Genomic DNA, 24,046 nt, shown 5'->3' on the forward strand with positions numbered 1-24,046 from the left:
AACTCTTTCTGTCTCACGCCAGCGATATCGGTCTTATCTAAAGCTCCTTTTCCATTTCGCAAACAGGTGGCCGGCTCACTTTTGCAGGATCGTGCAAAAAGCAGAGAGTATCGCTCTAACGCTGATGCGTGGTTCCGGGCAATAGTCCGGGCATCCTCTCACCCCACCCCTGAAATCGAAAAGGAAGGCTCCCATGCCTATTGCAAGAGGCTACGCCGCCACCGACGCTTCCAAGCCGCTCACCCCTTTCACCTTCGAGCGCCGCAACCCGAACCCGGACGACGTCGTCATCGACATCAAGTTTGCCGGCATCTGCCATTCCGACATCCATACCGTCCGCAACGAGTGGAAGAACGCCGTATACCCGATCGTGCCCGGCCATGAGATCGCCGGCATCGTGACGGCCGTCGGTTCCGCCGTGACCAAGTTCAAGGTCGGCGACCGCGTCGGCGTCGGCTGCTTCGTCGATTCCTGCATCGGCTGCGCCGAACGCGACCTCGACCGTGAACAGTACATGCCGGGTCTCAGCGGCACCTACAATGATTTCGAAGCCGACGGCAAGACACGCACCCAGGGCGGTTATTCCGACTCGATCGTCGTCAAGGAAGGCTATGTCATGTCCATCCCGGACAACCTTCCGCTCGATGCCTCCGCACCGCTTCTCTGCGCCGGCATCACGCTCTATTCGCCGCTGCGCCACTGGAAGGCCGGCCCCGGCAAGAAGGTCGCAATCGTCGGCATGGGCGGCCTCGGTCATATGGGCGTCAAGCTCGGTGCTGCCATGGGCGCCGATATCACCGTGCTCTCCCAGAGCCTCTCCAAGAAGGAAGACGGCCTGAAGCTCGGCGCCAAGGAATATTACGCTACCAACGACCCGGAAACCTTCAAGAAGCTCGCCGGCGCCTTCGACCTCGTCATCTGCACAGTCAGCGCCGAGATCGACTGGAACGCCTATCTCGGCCTCGTGAAGGTGGATGGCGCCTTCGTGGTGGTCGGCGTTCCGGAAAACCCGATCCCGGTTCACGCCTTCTCACTGGTCCCCGGCCGCAAGAGCATTTCCGGCTCGATGATCGGCTCTATCAAGGAAACCCAGGAAATGCTCGACTTCTGCGGCGAGCACAACATCGTTTCCGAGATCGAGAAGATCAACATCCAGCAGGTCAACGAAGCCTATGAGCGGGTGCTGAAGAGCGACGTCCGCTACCGCTTCGTCATCGACATCGCCTCGCTGGCAGCCTGATGAAACAGAAAGGGCGGCTCCCGGAGCCGCCCTTTTTCTTTGTGGTCTGTTTCGCCCCTACCCGTCGTCGCGCATGGTCTCGCGCTGGGTGATCAGCCGGGCGCTGTGCTGGCCGCTCATATAGATCCAGAACCAGTTCCAGGCGACGGTGAAGCGCGAGCGCGTACCGATCAGGAAGTAGATATGGGCGAGACCCCAGATCCACCAGGCGAGCCAGCCCTTGAGCTTGAAGCGACCGAAATCGATGATCGCCGCGCTCTTGCCGATCGTCGCAAGGCTTCCCTGATGCCAATATTTGAACGGCCCTGGCGCGGGCTTGCCGGATATGCGGGCGCGGATCACCTTCGCCACATAGCCGCCCTGTTGCTTGGCCGCCGGCGCAATGCCCGGCACCGGCTTGCCATCCTCACGCATCACAGAGGCCGTATCGCCAATCACGAAGACATCGGGCAGGCCCGGCGCCGTCAGGTCCTTCTCGACGATGGCGCGCCCCGCCCGGTCGGCCGGCACGCCCAGCCAGCGCGCCGCATGCGACGCCTGCACGCCGGCGGCCCAGACGATGGTGCGGCTCGGAATGAAGTTTTCGCCGACGGTCACGCCGTCAGCCGTGCACTGCGTCACCGGCGTTCCCGTCAGCACCTCGACGCCGAGCTTCTCCAGTGCCTTTTGCGCATAGGCCGAGAGATCCTCGGCAAAGGCCGGCAGCACACGCGGCCCAGCTTCGATCAGCACGACGCGGGTCTTGCGTGTGTCGATATTGCGGAATTCCTTGGGCAGCGTGAAATGCGCCAACTCGGCGATGATGCCGGCAAGCTCGCAGCCCGTCGGGCCAGCCCCGACGATGGAGAAGGTCAAAAACGCGTCGCGCACCGCCGGATCGCTTTCCACTTCCGCCCGCTCGAAGGCGAGCAGCACGCGGCGGCGGATCGTCGTCGCATCTTCCAGCGTCTTCAGGCCCGGAGCGACAGGTTCCCATTCGTCGTGGCCGAAATAAGCGTGCGTAGCACCAGTCGCCAGCACCAGCGTGTCGTAGTTCAACACCATACCGCTGCGTAAGGAAACGGTCTTTGCCAGCGCATCGACGCCGTTGACCTCGCCAAGCAGCGTGGTCACCTCGGGCCGGTCGGCATAGAGATGGCGGATCGGCCAGGCGATCTCTGAAGTGGAGAGGATGGTCGTTGCTACCTGATAAAGCAGAGGCTGGAAGAGATGGTGGTTGCGCCGGTCTATGAGCGTGATCTTCACGCCCCCTCCCCTTGATCCCAGGCCTTTCAATCCATTGACGAGCTGCAGCCCACCGAAACCGCCGCCGACAACGACGACGTGATGTTCGCTCATGACCTACCCCTTTTTGTCATTCTGCTGCAGCAAATGTCGCCTTTCGCCGGAAGTATTCAACCGCTGTTTCGGCATATCTCCCCTGCATCCCGATCGGCTTTGATCGTTGCAGATATGCCCTTCACGTCCGTGCCATCCTCGTTGTCATCAAAACCGTTTTCCGCATACATTCCGGGCATGGACGAGGAAATCATTTTAACTGGCGGCGGGCGCAGCGAAGTGTCTCGGCAGGGCAGTATCGTTTATCGCCAGAGCGGCCCCTGGTCCCCGACCACTATTTCGCTGCTGAGACATCTTGCGCAGGTGGGATTCGCCGCATGTCCCCGTGTCGTCGGCACAGGTTTTGACGAGCGAGGCCGCGAAACCCTCTCGTTTATCGAGGGAGAGTTTGTCCATCCGGGGCCTTGGAGTGATGAGGCCATGCCGCGTCTCGGAAATATGCTCCGGCAACTCCACGAGGCGACGTCTTCGTTCAAGGTTCCAGACAATGCGGTCTGGCGCGGGTGGTTTGGCCGCGAACTCGGAACCGGTCCGCGTGTCATTGGTCACTGCGACACCGGCCCGTGGAACATTGTCTCTCGCTCCAACTCGCCAATCGCCCTCATCGATTGGGAGGTCGCAGGACCGGTCGGAATAGACATCGAACTGGCGCAAGCCTGCTGGTTGAACGCCCAGCTTTTCGATGACGATATAGCGGAAAGAATGAACCTTGGCTCGGCTATGACGAGAGCACGGCAGGTTCGCTATCTGCTCGACGGCTATGGCTTTTCGAAAGCGCAGCGAGATGGCTTTTTCGACAAACTGCTCACATTTGCTGTTTACGATGCTGCCGAGCAGGCGAAAGAGGCCCACGTCGCGCCGGAGACAAAAGATCCAGAATCCCTATGGGCCATAGCGTGGCGAACAAGGAGCGCATCCTGGATGCTCCGCAACCGATCCGCGTTGGAAGCGGCCTTGCTCTAGGTCGTTCGCTCAATTGGCGTAACTAACGGGGATCGCCGTGCCGCTCTTCATCAGTTCCATGGAGATCGACGCCGAGACGTCGAAAAGTTCGATGCGACGCACGATCCGCTTGTAGATAACATCGTAATGTTCGACGCGCGGCAGGACGATCTTCAGAATGTAATCGTAATTGCCGGTCAGCCGGTGCGCTTCGACGATTTCGGGGATATCGCTGATCGCGCGGCGGAAGGCCTCCGTCCATTCGTCGGAATGATGCGCCGTCTTGATGAGCGCAAAGAGCGTGGTCGGCACGCCCATCCGCTCGCGATCCAGCACGACGATGCGACGCGCGATATAGCCGCTCTCCTCCAGCCGCTGGATGCGCCGCGAACAGGCCGAGACCGATAAGGCCACGCGCTCTGCAAGGTCGGTCACGGAGATGCCTGCATCGTCCTGCAGGATATCAAGAATCCGCCTGTCGCGATCGTCGATCATGATGGCTCACGCTGAAATTTTGCAAAAAACTGAGAAATGCCGCAAAACCTTAGCACATATCGATGCAAAAGCACAAACAATGCAAACACGTTGCACCTGATCTGCTGCATCATTCCTGCATTCGAAAACACCATAGGGAGCGAGAATCCATGAAAAACATCGGCCTGATCGGCGGCATGAGCTTTGAAAGTTCTGCGGTCTATTACCGTCTCATCAACGAAATGGTGCGCGAGCGCCTGGGCGGCCTGGCCTCTGCCGAACTCACTTTGCATTCGGTGAATTTCGAGGAGATCGTTGCCCTGCAGAAGGCCGGCGCCTGGGATATGGCTGCCTCGCGCCTCGGCGATATCGCACTGCGCCTGCAGATTGCCGGTGCCCATTGCGTGCTGATCTGCACCAACACCATGCATCTGATCGCACCCGAGGTCTCCTCGCACATCTCAGTGCCGCTGATCCATATCATCGACGAGACCGCTAAGACGATCCATGAAGCCGGCTGCAAGCGCCCGCTGCTGCTTGCCACACGCTACACGATGGAGCACGGCTTCTATACCGACCGCATGAAGGGCCTCGGCCTCGACATCATGGTGCCCGACGCCGCCGACCGCACCACCGTGCACGACATCATCTTCAACGAGCTCTGCGCCGGCAAGGTGCTCGACAGCTCTCGCCAGAAGCTGATGGCGGTGATCGAACGCGCCCGCGCCAATGGCGCCGACAGCATCATTCTCGGCTGCACGGAGATCTGCCTGATCCTCAACCCGGATCACCTTCCCCTTGCTGGATTCGACACGACAGCAATCCATGCTCGCGCCGCCGTCGATTTCGCGCTCGAGGGAGAAATCGCAAACGAAGAAGAAGACGCAGCCTGAGCCCTCAATTTAGTTGACTCAGTCAAATAAAATCAGCAGGGTCTCTATCAGGAGACCCTGCCATGACCGACCTTTCCCTCATCGAATCCGCCCGCGAATTCAACCGCTTCTATACGAACTTCCTCGGCCTGTTGAACAAGGCCTATCTCGACACGCCCTTCACACTGACGGATGCGCGCGTGCTCTTCGAGATCGGCGCCCATGATGGCGTCAATGCCGGCGCTCTCGCCCGCGACCTGCAGCTCGACCCCGCCTATCTCAGCCGCATTCTCAAACGTTTCCGCGAAGAAGCCTTCATCGAGGCGACGCCCGATCCAGCCGATCAGCGCAGCCAGATCCTCACTGTCACCGGCAAGGGACGCAGCCAGTTCGAGGAGCTTGGCCGCCGCTCGAATGCACAGATCGCCGCCCGCTTCGACACGCTGGCCGATGGCGAGCCGCAGGCCGCCGTTGCCGCCATGCGCACGATCCGTTCGATCCTCGATCCGCAGGCAAGACCGGCTGCCGCCATCATCCGCCCGCATCGCGCCGGTGATATCGGCTGGATCGTCCAGAGCCAGGGACGCTTCTATGCCGAGGAATATGGCTGGGACCTGCGCTTCGAAGGGCTGGTCGCTGATGTCGCCGGCAAGTTCCTCGCCAATTTCGACCACGAGATGGAATATTGCTGGATCGCCGAGCGCGGCGGCATCAATCTCGGCTCCGTGCTGATCACCAATGGCGGCGACGGCATTGCGAAGCTCCGCCTGCTCTATGTCGACAAGGCCGCCCGCGGTCTCGGCCTCGGCAAACGGCTTGTCGATGAGTGCATCGCCTTCTCGCGCCGTAAGCGATACCGGCAGATCTCGCTCTGGACCAACGACTTCCTCCACACCGCCCGCGCCATTTATCAAAAAGCCGGCTTCCGGCTTGTCTGCGAGGAGAGACATCGCATGTTCGGCCCGGAAGCCAACGGCCAGACCTGGGTGCTCGATCTCTGACCTTGCTGCGTCGCAGAAATTTCACTTGATTTGGAAACGGTCATTCCCTAATTAGGCGCCATGACCGTTGACACCCTGACACCTGATGTAAAAATCCGCAGCCGCGGCCGCCCGCGCGAGTTCGACATGGACGCAGCACTCGACGCTGCGCTGCGCGTCTTCTCCGAGCGCGGCTACCACGCCGCCTCCATCAGCGAACTGACCGAAGCCATGGGCCTTGCCTCCGGCAGCGTCTACAAGGCCTTCAAGGACAAGCGCGGCATCTTCCTTGCCGCCTTCAAGCGCTATCGTCAGCTCGGCCGCGGCCGGCTGGGGGCAAAGATCGCATCCGCAAAGACCGGCCGCGAAAAGGTCTTCCAGATGGTCACATATTACGCCGAGCTTTCCCATGGTGAAGCGGGCCTCAAGGGCTGCCTCGTCGTCGGCGGCGCAAACGATCTTTCTCTGCTGGACGAAGAAGCTGCAGAGCATGTGGCCGCCGCCTTTTCCGCTGACGAAAAGCTGATGGCCGACCTCATCCGCATCGGCCAGGCCGATGGCACCATTCCGTCGACCGTGGATGCTGATGCCACGGCCCTCACCTTTCTCTGCCTGACCAAGGGCTTGCGTGTCATCGGGAGGACGGGACGCGGCGAGAAAGAGATGATGGCTACAGTCGAGGCCGCGATGCGACTCGTGACTTGACGACCGAAATATCGTCATCCGGTCAGGGATCGGGTGGCGGCAGACGATTAAATTGCATTCAATCCTCCCGATCATTGCCTATTGGAGTTTCTGATGAGCGTTTCAGCCACCACGCCGGATAAGGTCGCGCCCCGCACCCTATCCCCCTGGCTAACCTTCCTTTTTGCAGCTTCCTGCGGCTTCGTCGCCGCCAACCTCTATTACGGCCAGCCGCTGGCAGGCCCGATCAGCGCCAATCTCGGCTTCTCGCCAGCCGCAACCGGCCTCATTGTCACGCTCACGCAGATCGGCTATGGCCTCGGTCTGCTCCTGATCGTGCCACTCGCCGACCTCTTTGAAAACCGCCGCCTCATCCTGACGCTGATCGCCGCCTCGGCACTTGCGCTTGTTGGTGCGGCCTTCTCCTCCACGCCGGGCATGTTCCTGACAGCCTCGCTCTGTATCGGCCTCGCCTCGGTCGCAGCACAGGTCCTCGTCCCCTTCGCCGCCAGCATGGCGCCGGATGCGACGCGCGGCCAGGTCGTCGGCAATGTTATGAGCGGACTGCTCTGTGGCATCATGCTCGCCCGCCCCTTTGCGAGCCTCGTCGCCGAAGCTTCCTCCTGGCATATGGTCTATTACGTCACGGCCGCCGTCATGATCGCGCTCGGCATCGTGCTGCGCGCCAATCTGCCGGTCCGCGTCCCCCATACCAAGCTGCGTTACGATGAACTGCTGGCGTCGATGGCCCACCTTGCTGTGCATTCCCGTGTGCTGCAGCGCCGTGCCCTTTATCAGGCCGGCATGTTCGGCGCCTTCAGCCTGTTCTGGACGACCGCGCCGCTGCTACTCGCAAGCCCTGCCTTCGGCATGTCGCAGAACGGCATCGCGCTGTTTGCGCTTGCCGGTGCCGCCGGCGCCATCGCCTCGCCGATCGCCGGCCGCCTTGCCGACCGCGGTATGACGAAGGTCGCCTCGACGCTCGCCATGCTGCTCGGCATGGGCTCCTTCCTCATCAGCCATTTCGCCACCGATGGCTCGCTGACAGCGCTCATCCTGCTGACGGCTGCGGCGATCCTGCTGGATTTCGGCGTGACGACCAATCTCGTCTGCGGCCAGCGTGCGATCTACGGCCTGAGCCCGGAACATCGCGGCCGCCTGAATGGCCTCTTCATGGCGACCTTCTTCACCGGCGGCGCCATCGGCTCGGCGCTCGGCGGCTGGGCTTATGCGACGGGCGGCTGGTCGATGGCGGCCTGGATCGGCTTCGGCTTCCCCGCAGTCGCCTTCCTGTTCTTCCTGACGGAAGGCCGCGAGAAGTAATCAAGTGTAGGTCAGGCGGCTCGACCGCCTGATCCCCTAAAGCAATTCCAGCAAAAGCGTGCAGCGGTCTTGCGTCCGGAATTGCGATCTATACAGCGTCTGCGTCGAACCGCAGCCGTGCCGCGCGAACATCGTCATGGTTCGCCTCGGCCCAGTTCAGAAGCTGCGACAGCACCGTGTAAAGCGAGCGGCCGAGATCGGTCATCCGGTATTCCACGCTCGGCGGCTTCGTCGGAAAAACCTCCCGCTCGATATAGCCGTCCCGCTGCAGGTCGCGCAGCGACTGGGTCAGCATGCGCTGGGAAATATCCGGGATCATGCGGCGCAGCTCGCCGAAGCGATAGGGCTGCTTGGCAAGCGCCTCCAGAAGCAGCGTCGACCATTTGCCGCCAATCTGCTGCATCATATCCCTGACCGGGCAATTCGTGAAATCCAGGCTGGCAAGGTCGATCTCGCGCCGCGCGCCCCCCGGCCCATCGGCCGGTCCTTTTGATTGGCGCGCTCTGGCTTTCAGATTGACGACTGTTCCTGCCATGAGGTGGTTCCCTTTTGGTAACGAAGTCCCGAAAAACTGCCTTCTTTACAGCCCCCGGTCAATTCCTATTCTAGTGTTACTCTCTTTTTGAGACCATCTGTCAACCACTAGAGGATATCATGAGCGAAACCATTCTCGTCACCGGCGCTGCAGGCCAGCTCGGCCAGCTTGTCGTCCATCACCTGATCGAAAGCTACAAGGTCGCCCCGGCAAACATCATCGCCGCGACCCGCAGCCCAGAAAAACTCGCGAGCCTCGCCGCCAAGGGTGTTGTCACCCGCAAGGCGGATTTCGATGACGCCGCCAGCCTCGAAGCCGCCTTTGCCGGCGTCGATCGCCTGCTGATCATCAGCACTGACGCCCTCGACACCCCCGGCAAGCGCCTGATCCAGCATAAGGCTGCCGTCGCCGCTGCCGTGAAGGCCAAGGTGAAGCACATCACCTACACTTCCATGCCGGCCCCTGATAATTCGCTCGTCACCTTCGCGCCCGACCACCTCGGCACCGAAAACGCCATCAAGGAAAGCGGCATCCCCTACACGATCGTGCGCGACGCCTGGTATCACGACAACTACCTGCACAGCATGCCGCACAATCTGCAGACCGGAAAATGGTTCACTTCGGCGGGTGACGGCAGGATCTCGACCATCTCGCGTGACGATTGCGCGCTCGCCATCGCCTCGGTGCTGGCATCAGGCATCTCCGCCAGCGCCACCTACACGGTGACCGGCAAGCAGTCGCTGACGCCGAAGGAAATTGCCGTGATCGCCACCGAAGCCACCGGCAAGCCGCTGGATGTCGTTGATGTCACCGACGAACAGCTCGGCCAGGGCATCCGCGGCGCCGGCCTGCCGGGCTTCGTTGCCGACATGCTGGTCTCGGCCGATGCCAATACCCGCGCGGGCAAGTTCGACATCGTCACCGACGATTTCACGAAGCTGACGGGCAAGCAGCCGCAGTCGCTGAAGGACTATTTCGTCGCCAACAAGGCCGCGCTCACAGCCTGAGCCGGCCTACAGCATCGGCCCGAAAATCGGAATTGATTTTCGGAAAGCCTGATGCGTAGATTCAAAGAGTTAGAGCGTCCTTTGTGCGTCCGAATGGACGCACGGCGCTCTAAGGCTCGCCCACATCCACCGAGGGCGGGCCTCTTCTTTCAGATCTTCTGGCCGCAGGCCCGGCAGAAGCGGCGCACCGTTTCCGCCATGCCATATTCCAGCGCATCCGCCGTCAGGCCGTGGCCGATCGAGACTTCGGCGAGCGCGGGAATGCGCTTCACGAGCGCGGGAAGATTTTCCACTGTGAGATCATGGCCGCCATTGACGGCAAGGCCGAGCGCAAGTGCGGCATCCGCCGTCTTGCCGAGCCCTTCGAGGATCGGCCCTACCCTTTCAGGCGCATCGTAGCAACCACCATAGGGGCCAGTGTAAAGCTCGATTCGGTCAGCGCCCGTCGCTTTCGCAGCCTTCACCGCCTCCGCATCGCCATCTCCATCGGCAAACAGCGAAACACGGAATCCCATCTTCTTCAGCCGCGCTACGACATCGGTCAGGAAGGCTTGATGCCTGCGGAAATCCCAGCCGTGATCGGAGGTCGCCTGCGAGGGATCATCAGGCACGAGCGTCACCTGCTCCGGCTGGGCCTTGGCACAAAGCTCCAGGAATTCCTCGGTCGGATAGCCCTCGATATTGAATTCGGCTTCCGGAAACTCGTCGTCGATCAGATTGCGGATCACGGGCAGATCGGAAAAGCGGATATGCCGCTGGTCCGGCCGCGGATGCACGGTCAGCCCTGAGGCACCAGCGGCAAGCGCGATGCGACCGAGGCCTTCCACGCTTGGCCAGGGCAGATCGCGCCGGTTGCGCAGCATGGCGATAGCATTGAGGTTCACGGAGAGTTTGGCGGGCATGGCAATATCCGTCTGGGATGGCGACTGGTCCTGCTTTTAAGGCAAGCTGTCCGCGAACGCCAATGAGATTCGCACATGCATTCATGCCTGTCCTTGATAGTCGCGCCCACCATGACGATCGACGTCAGGGGCGTACCGAAAAAAGTAATTCCCGTTCCCTTCGAAGATCATTCGTCAGCGACGACGAACCGTGTGGTTTTATTTTACCACATACCAAGCAAGAGGCGGATTGAGATGCCGCAACATTGCTATCCCATTTAAAAACGGTTATTTTTAGCACTTACAAAAGAACCCGTCCGCGCATAAAGTGGGCGCCACGTAACGAGTAAGTACGCCGAGTACTGCTTCTTCCAACGATAAGAACGCTAGAGGAAAACCCCGCTCGCCGCGCTCCGGAAGCAACTGGCAAAGCCGCATGAGGTGCAACTATCTGCCCCAGGAGGGTTCATGCCAGACGGTTCCAAACGTTTGTTTGCTGCCGCCGGTATTGCTTCGGAGGCCCGGTCAAAATACCGGTTCCTGCCTTCGGCCGCTTTGCCGCCGGATATCCCACAAGGTCCCGTTCCGATCGCCGACATGGCGAACGCATTCGGCGTCACGCACAGGACACTGCATTTCTACGAAGAGAAGGGCCTGATTTCCGCAAACCGCATCGGCCTGATGCGCGTTTACGATCAGGATGATGTCATGCGCATGGCGGTCATCACCGTCTGCCGCGAAACCGGCATGCCGATCGCCGTCATCCAGGAATTGATGGACGTGTTGCGCAGCGCGGCCTCCCAGGAAGAGGCCGAGTCGATCTTCCGCGAGGCCCTCTCCCAACGCAAGCGCGAACTGACGGCCGAAATGTCGACTTTGCACCGGCAGCTGCAGCAGGTGAGCGACCTTCTCGATTACGACAGCAGCCTCGACCTGCCGCCGATCAACGACAACAGGGATCCGGCAAGCCTGACCGATCAGGAGCGCCAATGCCTGGAGCTGATGGCCGAGGGATATTCGACGCAGCGCATCGCCCGCGCCCTCGACCTCAGGCATGAGGAAACGCGCGCGCTGGAAGCCGATATCATCATGAAATTCCAAGCCAACAACCGCTTTCAGGCGATCGCCAAGGCGGTTCTCCTCGGCATCGTGCAGGCCTGATCACTTGGCAGCGGCCGCCACCGCATCCCTGTAGGAGCACAAACGCCAGTTTCCAGCGGACGCCGATCTTAGCGAACGATTGTCAGCGTCTCTGCTGCGCGCGTAATCGCGGTGTAAAGCCAGCGCTCGCGCGTATCGCGAAAGGCCCAGCTTTCGTCGAACAATACGACATTGTTCCACTGCGAACCCTGCGCCTTGTGCACCGTCAGCGCATAGCCGTAATCGAACTCGTCATAGCGCTTGCGTGTGTTCCAGGGGATCTCGCCTTCCACATTCTCGAAGGCTTGCTTCAGAAGCTTGATCTTCGCAGCCCCACGATCCATATCGTCATCTTCGGGGCGGACCAGCAGGTTGATGCCGGGCTTGGTCGTTTCCTTGGATGAGGTCATGACCTGCCAGAGCGAGCCATTCAGCAGGCCCTTGGCCGGGTCGTTGCGCAGGCAGACCAGCTTGTCGCCGGTCTGCGGATGTTCGGTCGTAAAACCCTTGAGCTCCCGCAAACGCTGGTTATAGCGCCGCCGCGTCTTGTTTGTGCCGACGAGCACCTGATCGGCATCCATGACCAGCGGCTGCGTCACCTCGTTCTTCGAGATCACCTGCGCCTTGCCATAGTCGCCATACATGATCTCGTTGCCCTCACGCACCTGCATGGCAAGCTTGATGATCGGATTGTCGCGCGCCTGCCGATGAATATCGGTCAGCAGGTAGTCTGGGTCCTGATTGGTGAAGTAGCCGCCGCCGGTGACCGGTGGCAGCTGGCCAGGATCGCCGAGCACGAGGATCGGCGTGCCGAAGCTCATCAGGTCCTTGCCGAGCGCCTCGTCCACCATCGAGCACTCGTCGACGATGATCAGTGCCGCCTTGGCGACCGGGCTCTGGCGGTTGATGGAAAACATCGGCGCAATCGATGTCTTGCCGGTTTCCTCGTCGGCAATCTCTTCCTCGCCGCGCGGCCGGTAGATCAGCGAATGGATGGTCTTGGCATTCGACGCCCCGCGCGAGCGCAGCACCTGTGCCGCCTTGCCGGTGAAGGCGGCAAACAGTACGTCGCCATCGACATGCTCGGCAAAATGCTTGGCAAGCGTCGTCTTGCCCGTGCCGGCATAGCCGAACAGACGGAAGAGCGGCGACCTGCCCTCCTTCAGCCAGTTCGAAACGGCTTTCAGGGCTTCATCCTGTTGTGGGGCGAATTGCATGGAAGCGACTTGGCAGGATTCGCCCGGCATAGGCAAGGCGGAATTTTCCTTGAAGCGACCTAGCTCTTCGCAGCCTCGCTGATGACCCGCTCGCGCAGCAAGCCAACGAGATAGAGCGATCCCGTCAGGATCACCCAGGCGCCGGAGGCCGCTGCCCGTTCGAGCGCCTTTTCATAGGCTGTCTGCGGATCGTCGATCACCTCGCTCGCGAGACCGATCTGACCGGCAAGCGTCTGTAATTCGGCAGGAGAGCGGAAACGATTGGAAACCGAGGTGAAGATCGGCGAGACGCCGTAGCGGCCCATCACCTCGAGAAGCCCGGCGGCATCCTTATCTGCCGCGATCGCCACGACAGCAATGCCCGGCCCGACAAATCCTTCCATGCCGGAGAGGTCGTCAAGCACTGCTTCGAGATTGAACGGCACATGTGCCCCGTCGAGCGCAACGGCAACACCTCTGCCCGCGACAGGCCCCGAAACAGACCCAGAGACAGGCACGATGAAACGCTCCAGCCGCCCGGGCAGCTGCGATTCCCGCTCGGCCTCTGCATCGATCAGCCATCCACCGACCGCCTTGCCGTCGCGCGCCTTGACGCCAAGTTCACCGAGCACATCGAGCGCGGTACCCGCGACTGTGACATTGCGCCCGGCAATCGTCGACGCTCCGGAAAAATCCGGACGGATCAGACGGGCATCGATCTCTGCTGCCCGCTTGGCAATCACGGCACCGGCTTCATCATCCGCATCGAGCGGCGTAACGACGGTCGAGCGCGGCTTGATGATGCCGGCCTTTTCGAAGGCAATGGCCGCCCGTGTCTTGCCCAATATCTCCGTATGCTCGAGGCCGATATTGGTGATGATGGAAACATCGCTGTCGACGATATTGGTTGAATCCAGCCGGCCACCGAGACCCGTCTCGATCACGGCCCATTGAACGCCCGCGTCGCGGAAAATCAGGAAACCGGCCGCTGTCAGTATGTCGAACCATGTTGCAGCTTCCGCTGCCGTCTCTTCCGCCCTTGCGGCCTTGAGAGCATCGAGCCCCAGGAAGAGCGCCTCGGCGAGCACAGCCTCTTCGACCGGTTGGCCATTCAGGCTGACACGCTCGGAAATATGCTCCACATGCGGCGAGGCATAACGCCCGACGGAAATGCCGGCATGGCGCAAGCCTGCTTCGAGCAGCGCCGAAGTCGAACTCTTGCCCTTGGTGCCCGCCACATGGATCGAGCGGAAGGCGCGATGCGGATCGCCGAGACGGGAGGAGAGATCGAGGATCGGCTCCAGTCCGACGCGCATTTCACCGCGCGGACGCTGTTCCCAGTTGGTGAGCTGATCAAGTTGCGAAAGGGCTTCGATAAGGCGGGGATTTTCTATCTGCATGGGCATGGCACAGGTTACAGGGGTTATTTTGGTGCCCAGGCGAGCGGCATCGGCAGCCTGCGCTTCCCGATGGTTCGCCATCTGTCTCGCCAGTCACGCAGGCGGGCCGACACTAGAACCTTTCCGTTGCCCTGCCTAGCCTCGCAAGCGTCATCAGCACGGCTCGCCGCGACGCCGCCTGCGGCAACTGCCAGTTAACGCTGGTGAATTTTAGCTCTTGCGGAGATTGGCAAGAGCGCCACTTTAGCTCCTGTCTATGACAAAGAGGCGGAGATTCGAATGGGACAGACTGTCCGAATTCCAGTCAACGAACCGCAGAGACTGCTTGCCGTGCGCTCGCTGAGCGCCATCAGCAGCAGCCCGACGCCGGAGCTTGCAGCACTTGCCGAGCTCGCCAAGAATGCATTCGCAATGCCCTATGCCGCCGTCAACATCGTCGACGAGGACTGGCTGCGCATCGCCGGCGAAGCGGGCATGCAGCTTTCGGAATGCCCGCGCGACCTTTCCTTCTGCACCCGTGTCGTCTTTGCCAACGACGTGGTCGTCGTTCCCGATCTGGAACAGGATGCGGAGCTCAATGCCGCGCCCTATGTGACAGGCCCACCGCATTTCCGTTTTTATGCCGGCGCACCGCTGGAACTGGAAAACGAACTGGTCATCGGCGCCTTCTGCATTCTCGATCAGAAGCCGCGCCTCTTCACCGAAAAAGAGGCGGCCAATCTTCGCCGTTTCGCTCGTGTCGCGAGCGCGCTTTTGCGGCTGCAGAAGGCGAATTTCGTCATGGGCCTTGCCGAAAGCAGCCTGCGCACCGCGGCCATGACCGATCCGCTGACCGGCTTCCTCAACCGCGCGGCACTCGATGCCATCGTCGACCGCGCACTGGAATCAGCCCTCGCCTCCGGCCAGACCTTCGGCGCCCTCTATCTCGACATGGATGGTTTCAAGTCGATCAACGATACGCTCGGCCACCATATCGGCGACGAGGTGCTGCGGGAGGCGGCAAATCGCATCCGTTCGGTCATCCGCTCCGGCGATATCGTCGTGCGCATGGGCGGCGACGAATTTGCGATCTTCGTACCGAACCCGCCGAACACCGAAGCGCTGGTCTCCGTCTCCGAACGCCTGCTCTCGGCCTTCCGCAGCCCCTTCACCATCGAGGGGAATACGATCCTCGCCCGCCTGAGCATCGGTGCCGCACTCGCCCCGCAAGGTGGCCGCCGCCGCCGCGAACTGCTGCGCAACGTCGATGGCGCCCTCTATAGCGCCAAGGCTGCCGGACGGGACTGCTATGTGGTTTTCAATCCGAACTGACGTTTGAAAGAGAAACGGGAATAAAACGGACGCCTGCCGTGTCTCATCTCCGGTATCGCAAAAATGCGTGCCCAACCCGAGGAGAGAGACCATGAAGTCCGTGAAATTCCTGTCCGTGCTGGCAGTCGTTGCTGCCACCGCCACTGCAGCCTTCGCCGCCCCCGCGGTCACCACCGTCGAAACGACCAAGGGCAAGGTTCTTGCCGGTGAAAAGGGCATGACGCTCTACACCTACAAGAAGGACGAAAAGGGCGTCACGAATTGCTACGACAAGTGCGCCACCAACTGGCCGCCCTTCCTTGCTCCTAGCGACGCCAAGGCCGATGGTGCATACTCACTCGTTGAACGTAAGGATGGAAAGAAGCAGTGGGCCAAGGACGGCATGCCACTCTATTACTGGGTGAAGGACACCAAGTCCGGCGACATCACCGGCGACGGCGTAGGCGGCTCCTGGGATCTTGCCAAGCCCTGATGAGGCCAGCGTGAAGCCCCCCTCACCCGATACGTTCGAGGGCCAGATCCTGGCCCTCCTTCCCTCGCTCCGGCGGTATTCCCGCAGCCTCACCCGCTCGGATGTCGAAGGCGAGGATCTGCTTCAGGATTGCGTGGAAAAGGTTCTGGCCCGGCGCGGCCAGTGGCGCGGCATCAACCTGCGCGGCTGGGTCCTGACGACGATGACCAACCTCTACCGCAACACCCGCCGCGCCAGCCCCCGCGACCGGCTGATCGAGCTCGACGCCGTCGAAGAACTTGCCGGTCCTGATGCCCAGGCCGATCCGTTGGAGCGCCTGCGGCTGGAACAGGCTCTCGACAGTCTGTCGGAAGACTACCGCGCCGTCCTGATGCTCGTCGTCATCGAAGGCTACAGCTATCATGAAGTGGCAACCATGCTGGACATCCCGATCGGCACCGTCATGTCGCGCCTGTCGCGCGCACGCCAGCGCATGAGCGACCATATGAAAGCCGATAATGTGATTACGCTTCGGAGACCGAAATGAACGAGACCAACCCCACCGTGACCGAAGCGGACCTGCACGCCTTTGCCGACGGGCAATTGCCGGAGGCCGCCCGCGCCCGCGTGGAAGCCTACCTCGCCGAAAACCCCGAGGAAGCCGCCATGGTCGCCGGCTGGCAGGCGCAGAATGCCGGCATCAAGTCCCTGTTTTCAGGCTATGAGAAGAGCCGCGACACCGATCTCCGGATGGTGGCACCGGCTGACACTGCCTCCCCCTGGAAGACACGCTCTGCCCTTGCCGCTGCCGCCGTCATGCTCTTCGCGCTTGGCGCCGTCAGCGATCGCTTCATCCCGCCGCTCTTCCAACGCCCGCCGCTGCAGTTGGCCGAATCCGAGACCTTGCCGAAGCAGGCCGAAACCGCCTTCCTCGTCTATGCCGGCGAAGTGCGCCACCCGGTCGAAGTCTTCGCCAATGAGGAAGCGCATCTGGCGACCTGGCTCGGCAAGCGGCTGGCAATCCCCGATCTCAAGGTGCCGGACCTGAAATCCCTCGGCTTCCACCTTGTCGGCGGCCGCCTGCTGCCTGTCGATAACAGGCCGGGCGCCATGTTCATGTACGAGGACCAGGGCGGCGAACGCCTCACCGTCATCGTCGGCCGCAACAAGGAAAACAGGACGACAAGCTTCCGCTTCGCCTCTGCCAAGGATGTCGAGACCTTTTACTGGATCGACGGTGAACTCGGCTATGCGGTAACGGGCGAAATCTCCCGCGACATGCTGCGCAAGGTGGCCGAAGAATGTTACCGGCAGTTCCCGTCATAAAAGGGGAACTGCACGCAGACTACGCGATCAGGCCGATACGACTTGGTAGCGGCCGATTTCATCCTGCTTGAGCATAGAACCGCCCTCAGCACCCTCGGCAAGCTGCTTCTTCAAGGCCTGCGTGACCTTGTCGTTCTTGTCTGGATCATCAGCGCTGTTGATAAGATCTTCCAGCGTGATGCCGAGCTTATCCAGACCGAGATCGCGCTCGATCTTGGCAATGGCCTGCGCCCCGTCCGGCTTGCTCTTAAGGTCAGAAAAAGCCTTTTTCGTCGCAGCGACGAACGCATCCATCGATGCATAGTCGCTCTTTTTCACGCCGAGCGCTTCGCCTGCGCGGTCAATCAGATCGAGCTTCATCTGGGTCACGCTTCGATCGTTCACGCTGAACAAGGCATCCGAGATCTTGGACTGCGCGGCCGTCGGTTGCGGGCTCATGCCGGATGTCTGTTTGACCGGCTGGCCATGGGCAATCGCCACCAGATTGTCACCATCGGTCTTCTTGGCGTCGGTGGAATTCACAGGCGAAATGCTCTGCTGAAGGATCAGCAAGGCGGCTTCATTGGTCGATGAAATCGAAGTCATGCATGGTCCTCGTGCGCATGTGCTCGACCATCACGGGCGCAATGTGCAGGTTTGACCGGGCGTCATGCCTGAGCGGGAATCAGCTGGGTTTGCGATGGCATCATCGCCGTGATTCCTTGCATAAATATAAAACTTGAGCGTGTGCCTGTCGATAAATCCGATCGACAGCGTCAGGCCGTGATCTCAGCGCTGGGGATCGTTGGCAAGCTCGATCGGCTTGCCATGCGGCGTCGCTTCCGCCGCCCGCTGCCAGCTCTTCTGCAGGTCGAGAATGGCGGAAGCATCCGCTACACCACGGCTGACAAGCACCTCGGAAAGGGCCGCCACCCAACAGTCAAAATAATCGCTGCCATCTTCGGCACGGCCAGGCTTATGCAACTCCCTGGACAGGACTTCCGCCCATTCGCTCCAGGCAAACAACCCCTTCTCATGCAGATGCACGGTCATGGCGAAGGCTTCTGCCGCCCAGGGCTCCGGGAAGACGGGATCACCCTCCGGCGACTTCGGCAGACCCGGCGATTGGGCCAGTTGCGAGGGCGTCTCACATACGCTCAAGATAGCTCTCCCACGCATCGATCGACACCGTCAGCGACGGATCGGCGCCCTCGCCCCAGATCTCGCCGCCATCGAAGACGACGGTATAGAGCCATTGCGGATTCTCGCCTTTGCCATGCGCGTTGTCATCGGGAAAGACGAAGGAACCCTGCACCGCCTCGATCACGCCCGTCTTGGCACGCGCATAACGCGGCAGCCGCGTATGGCTCGCCGGATTGAAATTCTTCGTCTTCACCGCTTCTCCGACAACGAAAAGCGGCGCGGTCTCGACCGGCCGGTCGCAGGGAGCGCCCTTGGCGAGCACCCCTGATACCATATCGGCCTTCAGCACCCGCTTCGGCACCGTGCCATCCTGCAGCTTGTGCCCGGACAGCAGCTCCTCGCGGCTCGCAAAACCATGGCGTTCCAGGAGCATGTCGATGCCGCGGATCCAGATTTCGTAATAGCTCGCCGCAAGATAATCGGCCGGCGGAATGCTTTCGCGCGCATGCCGGCTCTCGTCGATCGTCCAGGCACCGAAAGCGCCGCAGGACAGTGTGATGCCGAGCGCCCGCTTCTCCCATTCGGCATGGAAATAGGGTTCGTTCGTTTCGGGCGCGACGGGGCCGAAGCCCATCTGGCCTCCGAGATCGTGCGGGCCGTTCATGGGGTGACCTCCGGGTTGCCGGCACCCGAAATTTTCGGGCTGCCCACAATTGCGGTGCCGATCATCGCATCACGGCTGACGAGATCGGCAAGCGCCTCCTCGTCCATGCCTTCGGTCCCCTGTGGCCGCTCGGGAATGACGAGATAACGCAGTTCCGCCGTCGAATCCCAGACGCGAACCTTCTTGCTCTCAGGCAGCGTCACCCCGAATTCCGCAAGCACGCCGCGCGGATCTATGACCGCGCGTGAGCGATAGGCCGGCGCCTTGTACCAGACAGGCGGCAGGCCGAGCACCGACCACGGATAGCAGGAGCAGAGCGTGCAGACGATGAGGTTATGCGTGTCTGATGTATTGAAGACGGCGCGCATATGCTCGCCCTGCCGGCCGGTGTAACCGAGGCTCGCAATCGCCGCCGTCGCATCCCGCTTCAGCCATTCGGCAAAGTCGGGATCGCTCCAGGCTTTCGCAACGACACGCGCACCATTGCGCGGCCCGACCTTTGTCTCATAGGTCTCGACAATCACATCGATCGCCGCCGGATCGATCAGCCCCTTCTCCGTCAGCAGCGTTTCCAGCGCTTTCACACGCGCCTGCATGTCCGAATAGTGGTTGTCGTGGTGATGATCATGGTGATCGTGGTCATGATCTGCGTGGTCGTCTCTGTGCCGCATGGCGCTCTCCAGGGTAGAGCGCTCAATCTTATGCGCCGATCGGAGGACCGCCAAGCGTATTTCTCGCCAAGAAGTGCCCCAATGAATGCAATCGGCAAAGGTTGAAGATGGAGCTAATTAAGCAACTCCTTATTTTTCGCCGTGATCCTAACCAAACGTTAACGGCTTCATCTCAACATCGCACACATGAAAGTTCCGACATTCGGCCGCAGCACCAGGCCACCCGCGCCCCCGTCCGCCCCTCCGCGAGAGGAGATGGAGAGCCTTGCCGACAGCTCGGCCTCTGCCGATCCGCGCCGGCGTGAGACCGAAGATACCGTGCAGAGCCCGGGGCTGGTTGCACGCGCCCTGCTCGACCACGTGATTCAGGAAATGGCGACGGACGGCAATGTTCATTCGATCGATCTGTTCGCAGCCCTGGGATCGGTTGGCGGTTTTTCGTGCGTCCTCACCGCCTTTGATATCGCTTCCGCCGGACAGCTCAGCGACGACGCTGATCTCATCGCCATGGAAACCGAGGATGGCTCCCGCTATTATACTGGCAATCTGCCGAACGCCTTCCTTCTGGAAAACCATGATTCCCTGCTCAACCTGACATACGGCGCGGCAAGAAGGTCCGGTGCTGTGATCTCGCAAGAGATGGCGATGGAAGCGCTTCGTTACGTGGTCTCAACCATCGGACATCCGCAGTTCGGAATACCGCGATTGATGGATGAACACCGTCCAGGCGATACGCCCCTTGCCTACGTTCGCCGCCTGTGGCCGAAGTTGGCCGATGCTCTCGATCGAAATATCGTGCCCATCAGCAGGCGACCTTTCGCGATCGGCCTGGCGTTGGAACTTGCCTTCTACCAGGTCAGGCCGCCGCTCGACCCGTCCCTGGCGGCGCGGATCGTCACCGAATGCGCTATTCCCATGGCCAAACTCGATCCCCGCCTTATCGCCTAAGCCATCCGGCATGAAAGCGAGGCAGTTTCTTGCGAGCAATACGCGGGCATTACACGGCCGCCCCCTGCTCGATATGCCGTTTTTCGGTAGTCTCCCACTATGAACATCCTGATTCTCGGTGCCACAGGCTTCATCGGCTCGGCGATCGCAGCACAGTTGCTTGCGGACGGCTGCACCGTGACCGGGCTTGCCCGCAATCCCGACCGGGCACGGGTTCGCCAGCCCGCTATCCGCTGGATCCGGGCCGATCTGGAGAAGATGACCAATGTGGCCGACTGGGGGCCTGTGCTGGAAGGCCAGCACGTCGTCGTCAACAGTGCCGGCGCCCTCCAGGACGGTCTTTCGGACAATCTCGCAGCCACCCAGCAACGCGCAATGATCGCGCTCCAGCAAGCGGCGCGACCAGCCGGCGTGACGCTGATCGTCCAGATCTCCGCCCGAACCGACGGCGCCGGCAGCCACTTGCCCTTCCTCACCACCAAGCGTGCTGCCGATACAGCGCTTGCAGCATCCGGCCTGCCTTACGTGATCCTGCGCCCATCCCTCGTGCTCGGCCGCAACGCCCACGGCGGCACCGCACTTCTGCGCGCGCTTGCATCCTTCCCCCTTGCCCTGCCGCTCATCCATGCCGACAGCCCGGTCGAAACCGTCGCCGCCGAAGATGTCGCCTCTGCCGTCTTGGCCGCGATCTCGGACGCACTCCCCTCCGGCAGCGATATCGAACTCGCCGCTGAGGAACGGCACACGCTCGCAAGCCTCGTCAAACTGCATCGCGCCTGGCTCGGCCTGCCGGATGCGCCTGTCATCTCCATCCCGCCGGCAATCGCAAGGCCGGTCTCATGGCTTGCCGATATTGCCGGCCATCTCGGCTGGCGCTCGCCGCTACGCTCTACCGCCATGACCGTCATGTCCGAGGGTGTGCGCATGGACCGCCCCACGCCCTCGGGTCTGCCGACACTCTCGGCTGCGGAGACGCTCGCCGCCCATCCCTCCGGCGTTCAGGACCTATGGTTTGCCCGCCTCTATCTCCTGAAGGCGCCGGTCATTGCCGGGCTGTCGCTCTTCTGGCTGCTATCCGGCCTCATCCCGCTTCTGGCCCCCGCGCAGGCAAGCGCTCACTTCCTGCCCTTCATGCCCGCGGGCGCTGCGGTCACGGTGACAGTCCTCACCTGCCTGATCGATATCGCGCTCGGCGCTGCAGTCCTCTTGCGTCCATTCGCCCGCCGCGCCCTCCTCGGCATGCTCGTCGTCTCCCTCGCCTATCTCTTGGGCGGCACGATGCTGGAGTCCGCGCTCTGGCTCGATCCGCTTGGGCCGCTCGTCAAGATCCTGCCATCGCTGCTGCTGACGCTTGCGGCACTCGCCATCCTGGATGAACGCTGATGCTCGCAGAACTGCTGCTTCTCGCCCATGTTGTCGGCGCAACTGTGCTCTTCGGCACCGGCGCCGGCATCGCCTTCTTCATGGTGATGGCCCATCGCACCCTTAACCCTGTCCTGATCGCCCATGTCGCCGGCACCGTCGTCATCGCCGATACGGTCTTTACGGCCACAGCCGCCATTCTCCAGCCGGTGACAGGCTATCTTCTTGCCCGCATCATCGGCTGGGATCTGACGGAAAGCTGGATTGCGCTATCGCTGGTGCTTTATGTCGTCACCGGCATCTTCTGGCTGCCGGTCGTCTGGATCCAGATCCGGTTGCGCAATCTCGCCCGCGCAGCAGCCGCCTCGGGCACTGCCCTGCCGCCGGCCTATTTCAGCCTCTACCGCGTCTGGTTCGCCTTCGGCTTTCCGGCCTTCTTCGCGGTAACAGGCATTCTCTTGTTAATGCTATCAAAGCCGACGCTATTTTAGCATCGGCCACAAGCTGAGCACGAGCAGCACCGCCATGGTGATGTTGAACCATTTCAGCCGCACCGGATCGGAAAGCCACTGCCGAAGCGCCGAACCGAAGCCCGCCCAGGTGGAAACCGAGGGCACATTGACCGTCGCAAAGGCAAGGCCGACGAGCAGCACGCTGATCAGATAAAGCTCCGGATTCGTATAGGTTGCCATCGCCGTGACCGCCATCACCCAAGCCTTCGGATTGACCCACTGAAAGGCCGCAGCGCCAAGGAAGGACATCGGTTTCACGCCGCTCTTGCCTTCGCTCAGCGACCGCGATGTCGCAATCTTCCAGGCGATCCAGACGAGATAGGCGCCACCGGCAAATTTCAGCGCGATATAGACCGTCGGCACCGTATGCAGCAGCGCCCCGAGCCCCAGACCTACGGCAAGCAGCAGCGACAGGAAACCCGCCCCGATGCCGAACATATGCGGGATGGTGCGGCGAAAGCCGAAATTCACGCCCGAGGCAAACAGCATCATATTGTTCGGCCCTGGGGTGATCGAGGTCGTGAAAGCAAAAAGCAGCAGGGCCAGAAACGTATCCAGCGGCATGAAACCCTCCCGGGGCCGCACAGGTTCATAGCAAGGCGGCCTGTTGAAATTAGGTCAGCATAACTGCCCTAAACCCCTGTCACCATAACATGATTGTCATGGTGACAGGATTACCTGATAGTCTATCGAGCACGCACAGGATCAGAACGGACATGGACGACCCCATCCCCACCATCACCTTTCCCGATGGCACCGAAGTGCCGGCGCTCGGCCAGGGCACCTGGGGCATGGGCGAGGATTCCGGCCATGCGAAGGAAGAGATCGCAAGTCTCAAGGCCGGCCTCGATCTCGGCATGACGATGATCGATACCGCCGAAATGTATGGCGACGGCGGCGCCGAGGAAATCGTCGGACAGGCGATCAAGGGACGCCGCGACGAGACCTTCATCGTCAGCAAGGTCTATCCCTGGAATGCCAGCCGCACCGGCACGATCACCGCCTGCGAAGGCAGCCTCGAACGCCTCGGCACCGACCGCATCGACCTCTATCTGCTGCATTGGCGCGGCAATTATCCGCTTACCGAGACCGTCGAGGCCTTCGAGACGCTGAAAGCGGCCGGCAAGATCCGCGCCTGGGGCGTCTCCAACTTCGATACCGACGACATGGAAGAACTGCTCTCCGTCCCCGGCGGTCAGAATGTCGCCGCCAATCAGGTTCTCTACAATCTCGCCCGCCGCGGCATCGAATACGATCTCCTGCCCTGGTGCCAGAGCCGCAACATTCCGATCATGGCCTATTCGCCGATCGAACAGGGCCGCATCCTGCACCACCCCGACCTGATCCATATCGCCAAGGCCTATCAGGCGACACCGGCCCAGCTGGCGCTCGCCTTCCTGCTCGAACGCGACGGCGTCTTCGTCATCCCCAAGACTTCGAATATCGAGCGCGCCCGCGAAAACCGCGACTGCGTCTCCCTCGATATCACCGACGAGGACTGGGAAGCCCTCGACGCCGCCTTCCCGCCACCATCAAAGAAAACGCCGTTGGAGATGCTCTGATCCCTTGCGGCGCAGGGGATTTGGCTCGCTATGCCGGGGAAAGCCTGATAGTTTTGGGCAACACCAAGCGAGGCAATCCCATGCCAGGTGGTCCCACGCGAAATG

Annotated in this window: 27 protein-coding genes and 1 riboswitch; of the genes, 16 read left to right on the forward strand and 11 right to left on the reverse strand. The window is 61.4% G+C overall.

Annotation, left to right across the window (positions count from 1 at the left end):
- Positions 1-193 precede the first annotated feature (193 nt).
- A complete protein-coding gene (locus AB4Z13_RS13380) occupies positions 194-1,240 on the forward strand; it encodes an NAD(P)-dependent alcohol dehydrogenase (RefSeq protein WP_113323340.1) in 1,047 nt (348 codons plus the stop codon).
- Positions 1,241-1,297: 57 nt separating this feature from the next.
- On the opposite strand, the gene AB4Z13_RS13385 is transcribed toward AB4Z13_RS13380, so the two are convergent.
- A complete protein-coding gene (locus tag AB4Z13_RS13385; protein WP_442206136.1) occupies positions 1,298-2,578 on the reverse strand; it encodes an NAD(P)/FAD-dependent oxidoreductase in 1,281 nt (426 codons plus the stop codon).
- On the opposite strand from AB4Z13_RS13385, the gene AB4Z13_RS13390 reads away from it, so the two are divergent.
- Positions 2,567-3,541: an aminoglycoside phosphotransferase family protein gene (locus AB4Z13_RS13390; protein WP_310387527.1), complete on the forward strand. Its 975-nt coding sequence runs from the start codon at positions 2,567-2,569 to the stop codon at positions 3,539-3,541. The two genes, AB4Z13_RS13385 and AB4Z13_RS13390, sit on opposite strands and share 12 nt — an antisense overlap.
- A gap of 9 nt (positions 3,542-3,550) precedes the next feature.
- Here AB4Z13_RS13390 and AB4Z13_RS13395 read toward each other — a convergent pair whose 3' ends face one another.
- A complete protein-coding gene (locus AB4Z13_RS13395) occupies positions 3,551-4,015 on the reverse strand; it encodes an Lrp/AsnC family transcriptional regulator (protein WP_310387529.1) in 465 nt (154 codons plus the stop codon).
- Between the two features lie 149 nt (positions 4,016-4,164).
- On the opposite strand from AB4Z13_RS13395, the gene AB4Z13_RS13400 reads away from it, so the two are divergent.
- The 4 genes from AB4Z13_RS13400 to AB4Z13_RS13415 all read left to right on the forward strand — a co-directional run bounded on the left by AB4Z13_RS13400 (position 4,165) and on the right by AB4Z13_RS13415 (position 7,853).
- Positions 4,165-4,887, forward strand: coding sequence for an aspartate/glutamate racemase family protein (locus tag AB4Z13_RS13400; RefSeq protein ID WP_442206137.1), 723 nt, complete (start codon positions 4,165-4,167; stop codon positions 4,885-4,887).
- Positions 4,888-4,949: 62 nt separating this feature from the next.
- Positions 4,950-5,867 (forward strand): bifunctional helix-turn-helix transcriptional regulator/GNAT family N-acetyltransferase, encoded by a 918-nt coding sequence (locus tag AB4Z13_RS13405; RefSeq protein ID WP_442206138.1) that lies wholly within the window; start codon positions 4,950-4,952, stop codon positions 5,865-5,867.
- 60 nt (positions 5,868-5,927) lie between these two features.
- A complete protein-coding gene (locus tag AB4Z13_RS13410; protein WP_442206139.1) occupies positions 5,928-6,551 on the forward strand; it encodes a TetR/AcrR family transcriptional regulator in 624 nt (207 codons plus the stop codon).
- 93 nt (positions 6,552-6,644) lie between these two features.
- Positions 6,645-7,853, forward strand: a complete 1,209-nt coding sequence (locus tag AB4Z13_RS13415; protein WP_442206140.1) for an MFS transporter — start codon at positions 6,645-6,647, stop codon at positions 7,851-7,853.
- Between the two features lie 88 nt (positions 7,854-7,941).
- On the opposite strand, the gene AB4Z13_RS13420 is transcribed toward AB4Z13_RS13415, so the two are convergent.
- A complete protein-coding gene (locus AB4Z13_RS13420; RefSeq protein WP_113323347.1) occupies positions 7,942-8,388 on the reverse strand; it encodes a winged helix-turn-helix transcriptional regulator in 447 nt (148 codons plus the stop codon).
- A 119-nt stretch (positions 8,389-8,507) separates the two neighbouring features.
- Between AB4Z13_RS13420 and AB4Z13_RS13425 the strand changes: the two genes are divergently transcribed.
- Complete coding sequence (locus AB4Z13_RS13425; RefSeq protein ID WP_442206141.1) at positions 8,508-9,395, forward strand: SDR family oxidoreductase; 888 nt, start codon at positions 8,508-8,510, stop codon at positions 9,393-9,395.
- 149 nt (positions 9,396-9,544) lie between these two features.
- On the opposite strand, the gene AB4Z13_RS13430 is transcribed toward AB4Z13_RS13425, so the two are convergent.
- A complete protein-coding gene (locus AB4Z13_RS13430; protein WP_113323349.1) occupies positions 9,545-10,297 on the reverse strand; it encodes a pyridoxine 5'-phosphate synthase in 753 nt (250 codons plus the stop codon).
- Between the two features lie 447 nt (positions 10,298-10,744).
- Here AB4Z13_RS13430 and AB4Z13_RS13435 point away from each other — a divergent pair, with 447 nt between their 5' ends.
- Positions 10,745-11,437, forward strand: coding sequence for a MerR family transcriptional regulator (locus tag AB4Z13_RS13435; protein WP_007817771.1), 693 nt, complete (start codon positions 10,745-10,747; stop codon positions 11,435-11,437).
- 68 nt (positions 11,438-11,505) lie between these two features.
- On the opposite strand, the gene AB4Z13_RS13440 is transcribed toward AB4Z13_RS13435, so the two are convergent.
- A complete protein-coding gene (locus AB4Z13_RS13440; RefSeq protein WP_113323371.1) occupies positions 11,506-12,633 on the reverse strand; it encodes an ATP-dependent DNA helicase in 1,128 nt (375 codons plus the stop codon).
- Between the two features lie 59 nt (positions 12,634-12,692).
- Positions 12,693-14,018: a bifunctional folylpolyglutamate synthase/dihydrofolate synthase gene (locus tag AB4Z13_RS13445; protein WP_442206142.1), complete on the reverse strand. Its 1,326-nt coding sequence runs from the start codon at positions 14,016-14,018 to the stop codon at positions 12,693-12,695.
- Between the two features lie 20 nt (positions 14,019-14,038).
- Positions 14,039-14,119: riboswitch (ZMP/ZTP riboswitch) on the reverse strand.
- Positions 14,120-14,291: 172 nt separating this feature from the next.
- Here AB4Z13_RS13445 and AB4Z13_RS13450 point away from each other — a divergent pair.
- The 4 genes from AB4Z13_RS13450 (at position 14,292) to AB4Z13_RS13465 (ending at position 17,100) form a co-directional block, all read left to right on the forward strand.
- The gene (locus AB4Z13_RS13450; protein ID WP_442206143.1) at positions 14,292-15,323 is read left to right on the forward strand and encodes a sensor domain-containing diguanylate cyclase; all 1,032 of its coding nucleotides are present in this window, start codon (positions 14,292-14,294) and stop codon (positions 15,321-15,323) included.
- Positions 15,324-15,414: 91 nt separating this feature from the next.
- Positions 15,415-15,795 (forward strand): COG4315 family predicted lipoprotein, encoded by a 381-nt coding sequence (locus tag AB4Z13_RS13455; protein ID WP_439015880.1) that lies wholly within the window; start codon positions 15,415-15,417, stop codon positions 15,793-15,795.
- A gap of 10 nt (positions 15,796-15,805) precedes the next feature.
- Entirely contained in the window at positions 15,806-16,321 is a 516-nt protein-coding gene (locus AB4Z13_RS13460; protein WP_113323353.1) for an RNA polymerase sigma factor, read from the forward strand.
- On the forward strand, positions 16,318-17,100 hold the full coding sequence (locus AB4Z13_RS13465; protein WP_442206144.1) for an anti-sigma factor family protein: 783 nt from the start codon (positions 16,318-16,320) through the stop codon (positions 17,098-17,100). Before AB4Z13_RS13460 ends, AB4Z13_RS13465 begins: the two co-directional genes overlap by 4 nt.
- 27 nt (positions 17,101-17,127) lie before the next feature.
- Here the strand turns inward: AB4Z13_RS13465 and AB4Z13_RS13470 are convergent, their stop codons facing one another.
- The 4 genes from AB4Z13_RS13470 to nthA form a co-directional block, all read right to left on the reverse strand.
- A complete protein-coding gene (locus AB4Z13_RS13470) occupies positions 17,128-17,685 on the reverse strand; it encodes a hypothetical protein (protein ID WP_442206145.1) in 558 nt (185 codons plus the stop codon).
- A 183-nt stretch (positions 17,686-17,868) separates the two neighbouring features.
- Positions 17,869-18,240, reverse strand: a complete 372-nt coding sequence (locus tag AB4Z13_RS13475; RefSeq protein WP_442206146.1) for a nitrile hydratase accessory protein — start codon at positions 18,238-18,240, stop codon at positions 17,869-17,871.
- The gene (gene nthB, locus AB4Z13_RS13480) at positions 18,227-18,886 is read right to left on the reverse strand and encodes a nitrile hydratase subunit beta (protein ID WP_442206147.1); all 660 of its coding nucleotides are present in this window, start codon (positions 18,884-18,886) and stop codon (positions 18,227-18,229) included. Before nthB ends, AB4Z13_RS13475 begins: the two co-directional genes overlap by 14 nt.
- Entirely contained in the window at positions 18,883-19,557 is a 675-nt protein-coding gene (gene nthA, locus AB4Z13_RS13485; protein ID WP_442206148.1) for a nitrile hydratase subunit alpha, read from the reverse strand. The genes nthB and nthA overlap by 4 nt, the downstream gene beginning before the upstream one ends.
- 255 nt (positions 19,558-19,812) lie before the next feature.
- Between nthA and AB4Z13_RS13490 the strand changes: the two genes are divergently transcribed.
- The 3 genes from AB4Z13_RS13490 (at position 19,813) to AB4Z13_RS13500 (ending at position 22,358) form a co-directional block, all read left to right on the forward strand.
- Positions 19,813-20,505, forward strand: a complete 693-nt coding sequence (locus AB4Z13_RS13490) for a hypothetical protein (protein ID WP_442206149.1) — start codon at positions 19,813-19,815, stop codon at positions 20,503-20,505.
- A gap of 99 nt (positions 20,506-20,604) precedes the next feature.
- Entirely contained in the window at positions 20,605-21,888 is a 1,284-nt protein-coding gene (locus tag AB4Z13_RS13495) for an SDR family oxidoreductase (RefSeq protein WP_442206150.1), read from the forward strand.
- On the forward strand, positions 21,888-22,358 hold the full coding sequence (locus AB4Z13_RS13500) for a DUF2269 family protein (protein ID WP_310387561.1): 471 nt from the start codon (positions 21,888-21,890) through the stop codon (positions 22,356-22,358). Before AB4Z13_RS13495 ends, AB4Z13_RS13500 begins: the two co-directional genes overlap by 1 nt.
- Here the strand turns inward: AB4Z13_RS13500 and AB4Z13_RS13505 are convergent.
- Positions 22,350-22,943, reverse strand: a complete 594-nt coding sequence (locus AB4Z13_RS13505) for a LysE family translocator (protein WP_439015888.1) — start codon at positions 22,941-22,943, stop codon at positions 22,350-22,352. The genes AB4Z13_RS13500 and AB4Z13_RS13505 overlap by 9 nt on opposite strands.
- Before the next feature lie 152 nt (positions 22,944-23,095).
- Between AB4Z13_RS13505 and AB4Z13_RS13510 the strand changes: the two genes are divergently transcribed.
- Positions 23,096-23,941: an aldo/keto reductase gene (locus tag AB4Z13_RS13510; RefSeq protein WP_442206151.1), complete on the forward strand. Its 846-nt coding sequence runs from the start codon at positions 23,096-23,098 to the stop codon at positions 23,939-23,941.
- Positions 23,942-24,046 lie beyond the last annotated feature (105 nt).

The sequence above is a fragment of the Rhizobium sp. YAF28 genome (assembly GCF_052113285.1).
In the GTDB taxonomy this organism is placed as follows: Bacteria; Pseudomonadota; Alphaproteobacteria; order Rhizobiales; family Rhizobiaceae; genus Rhizobium.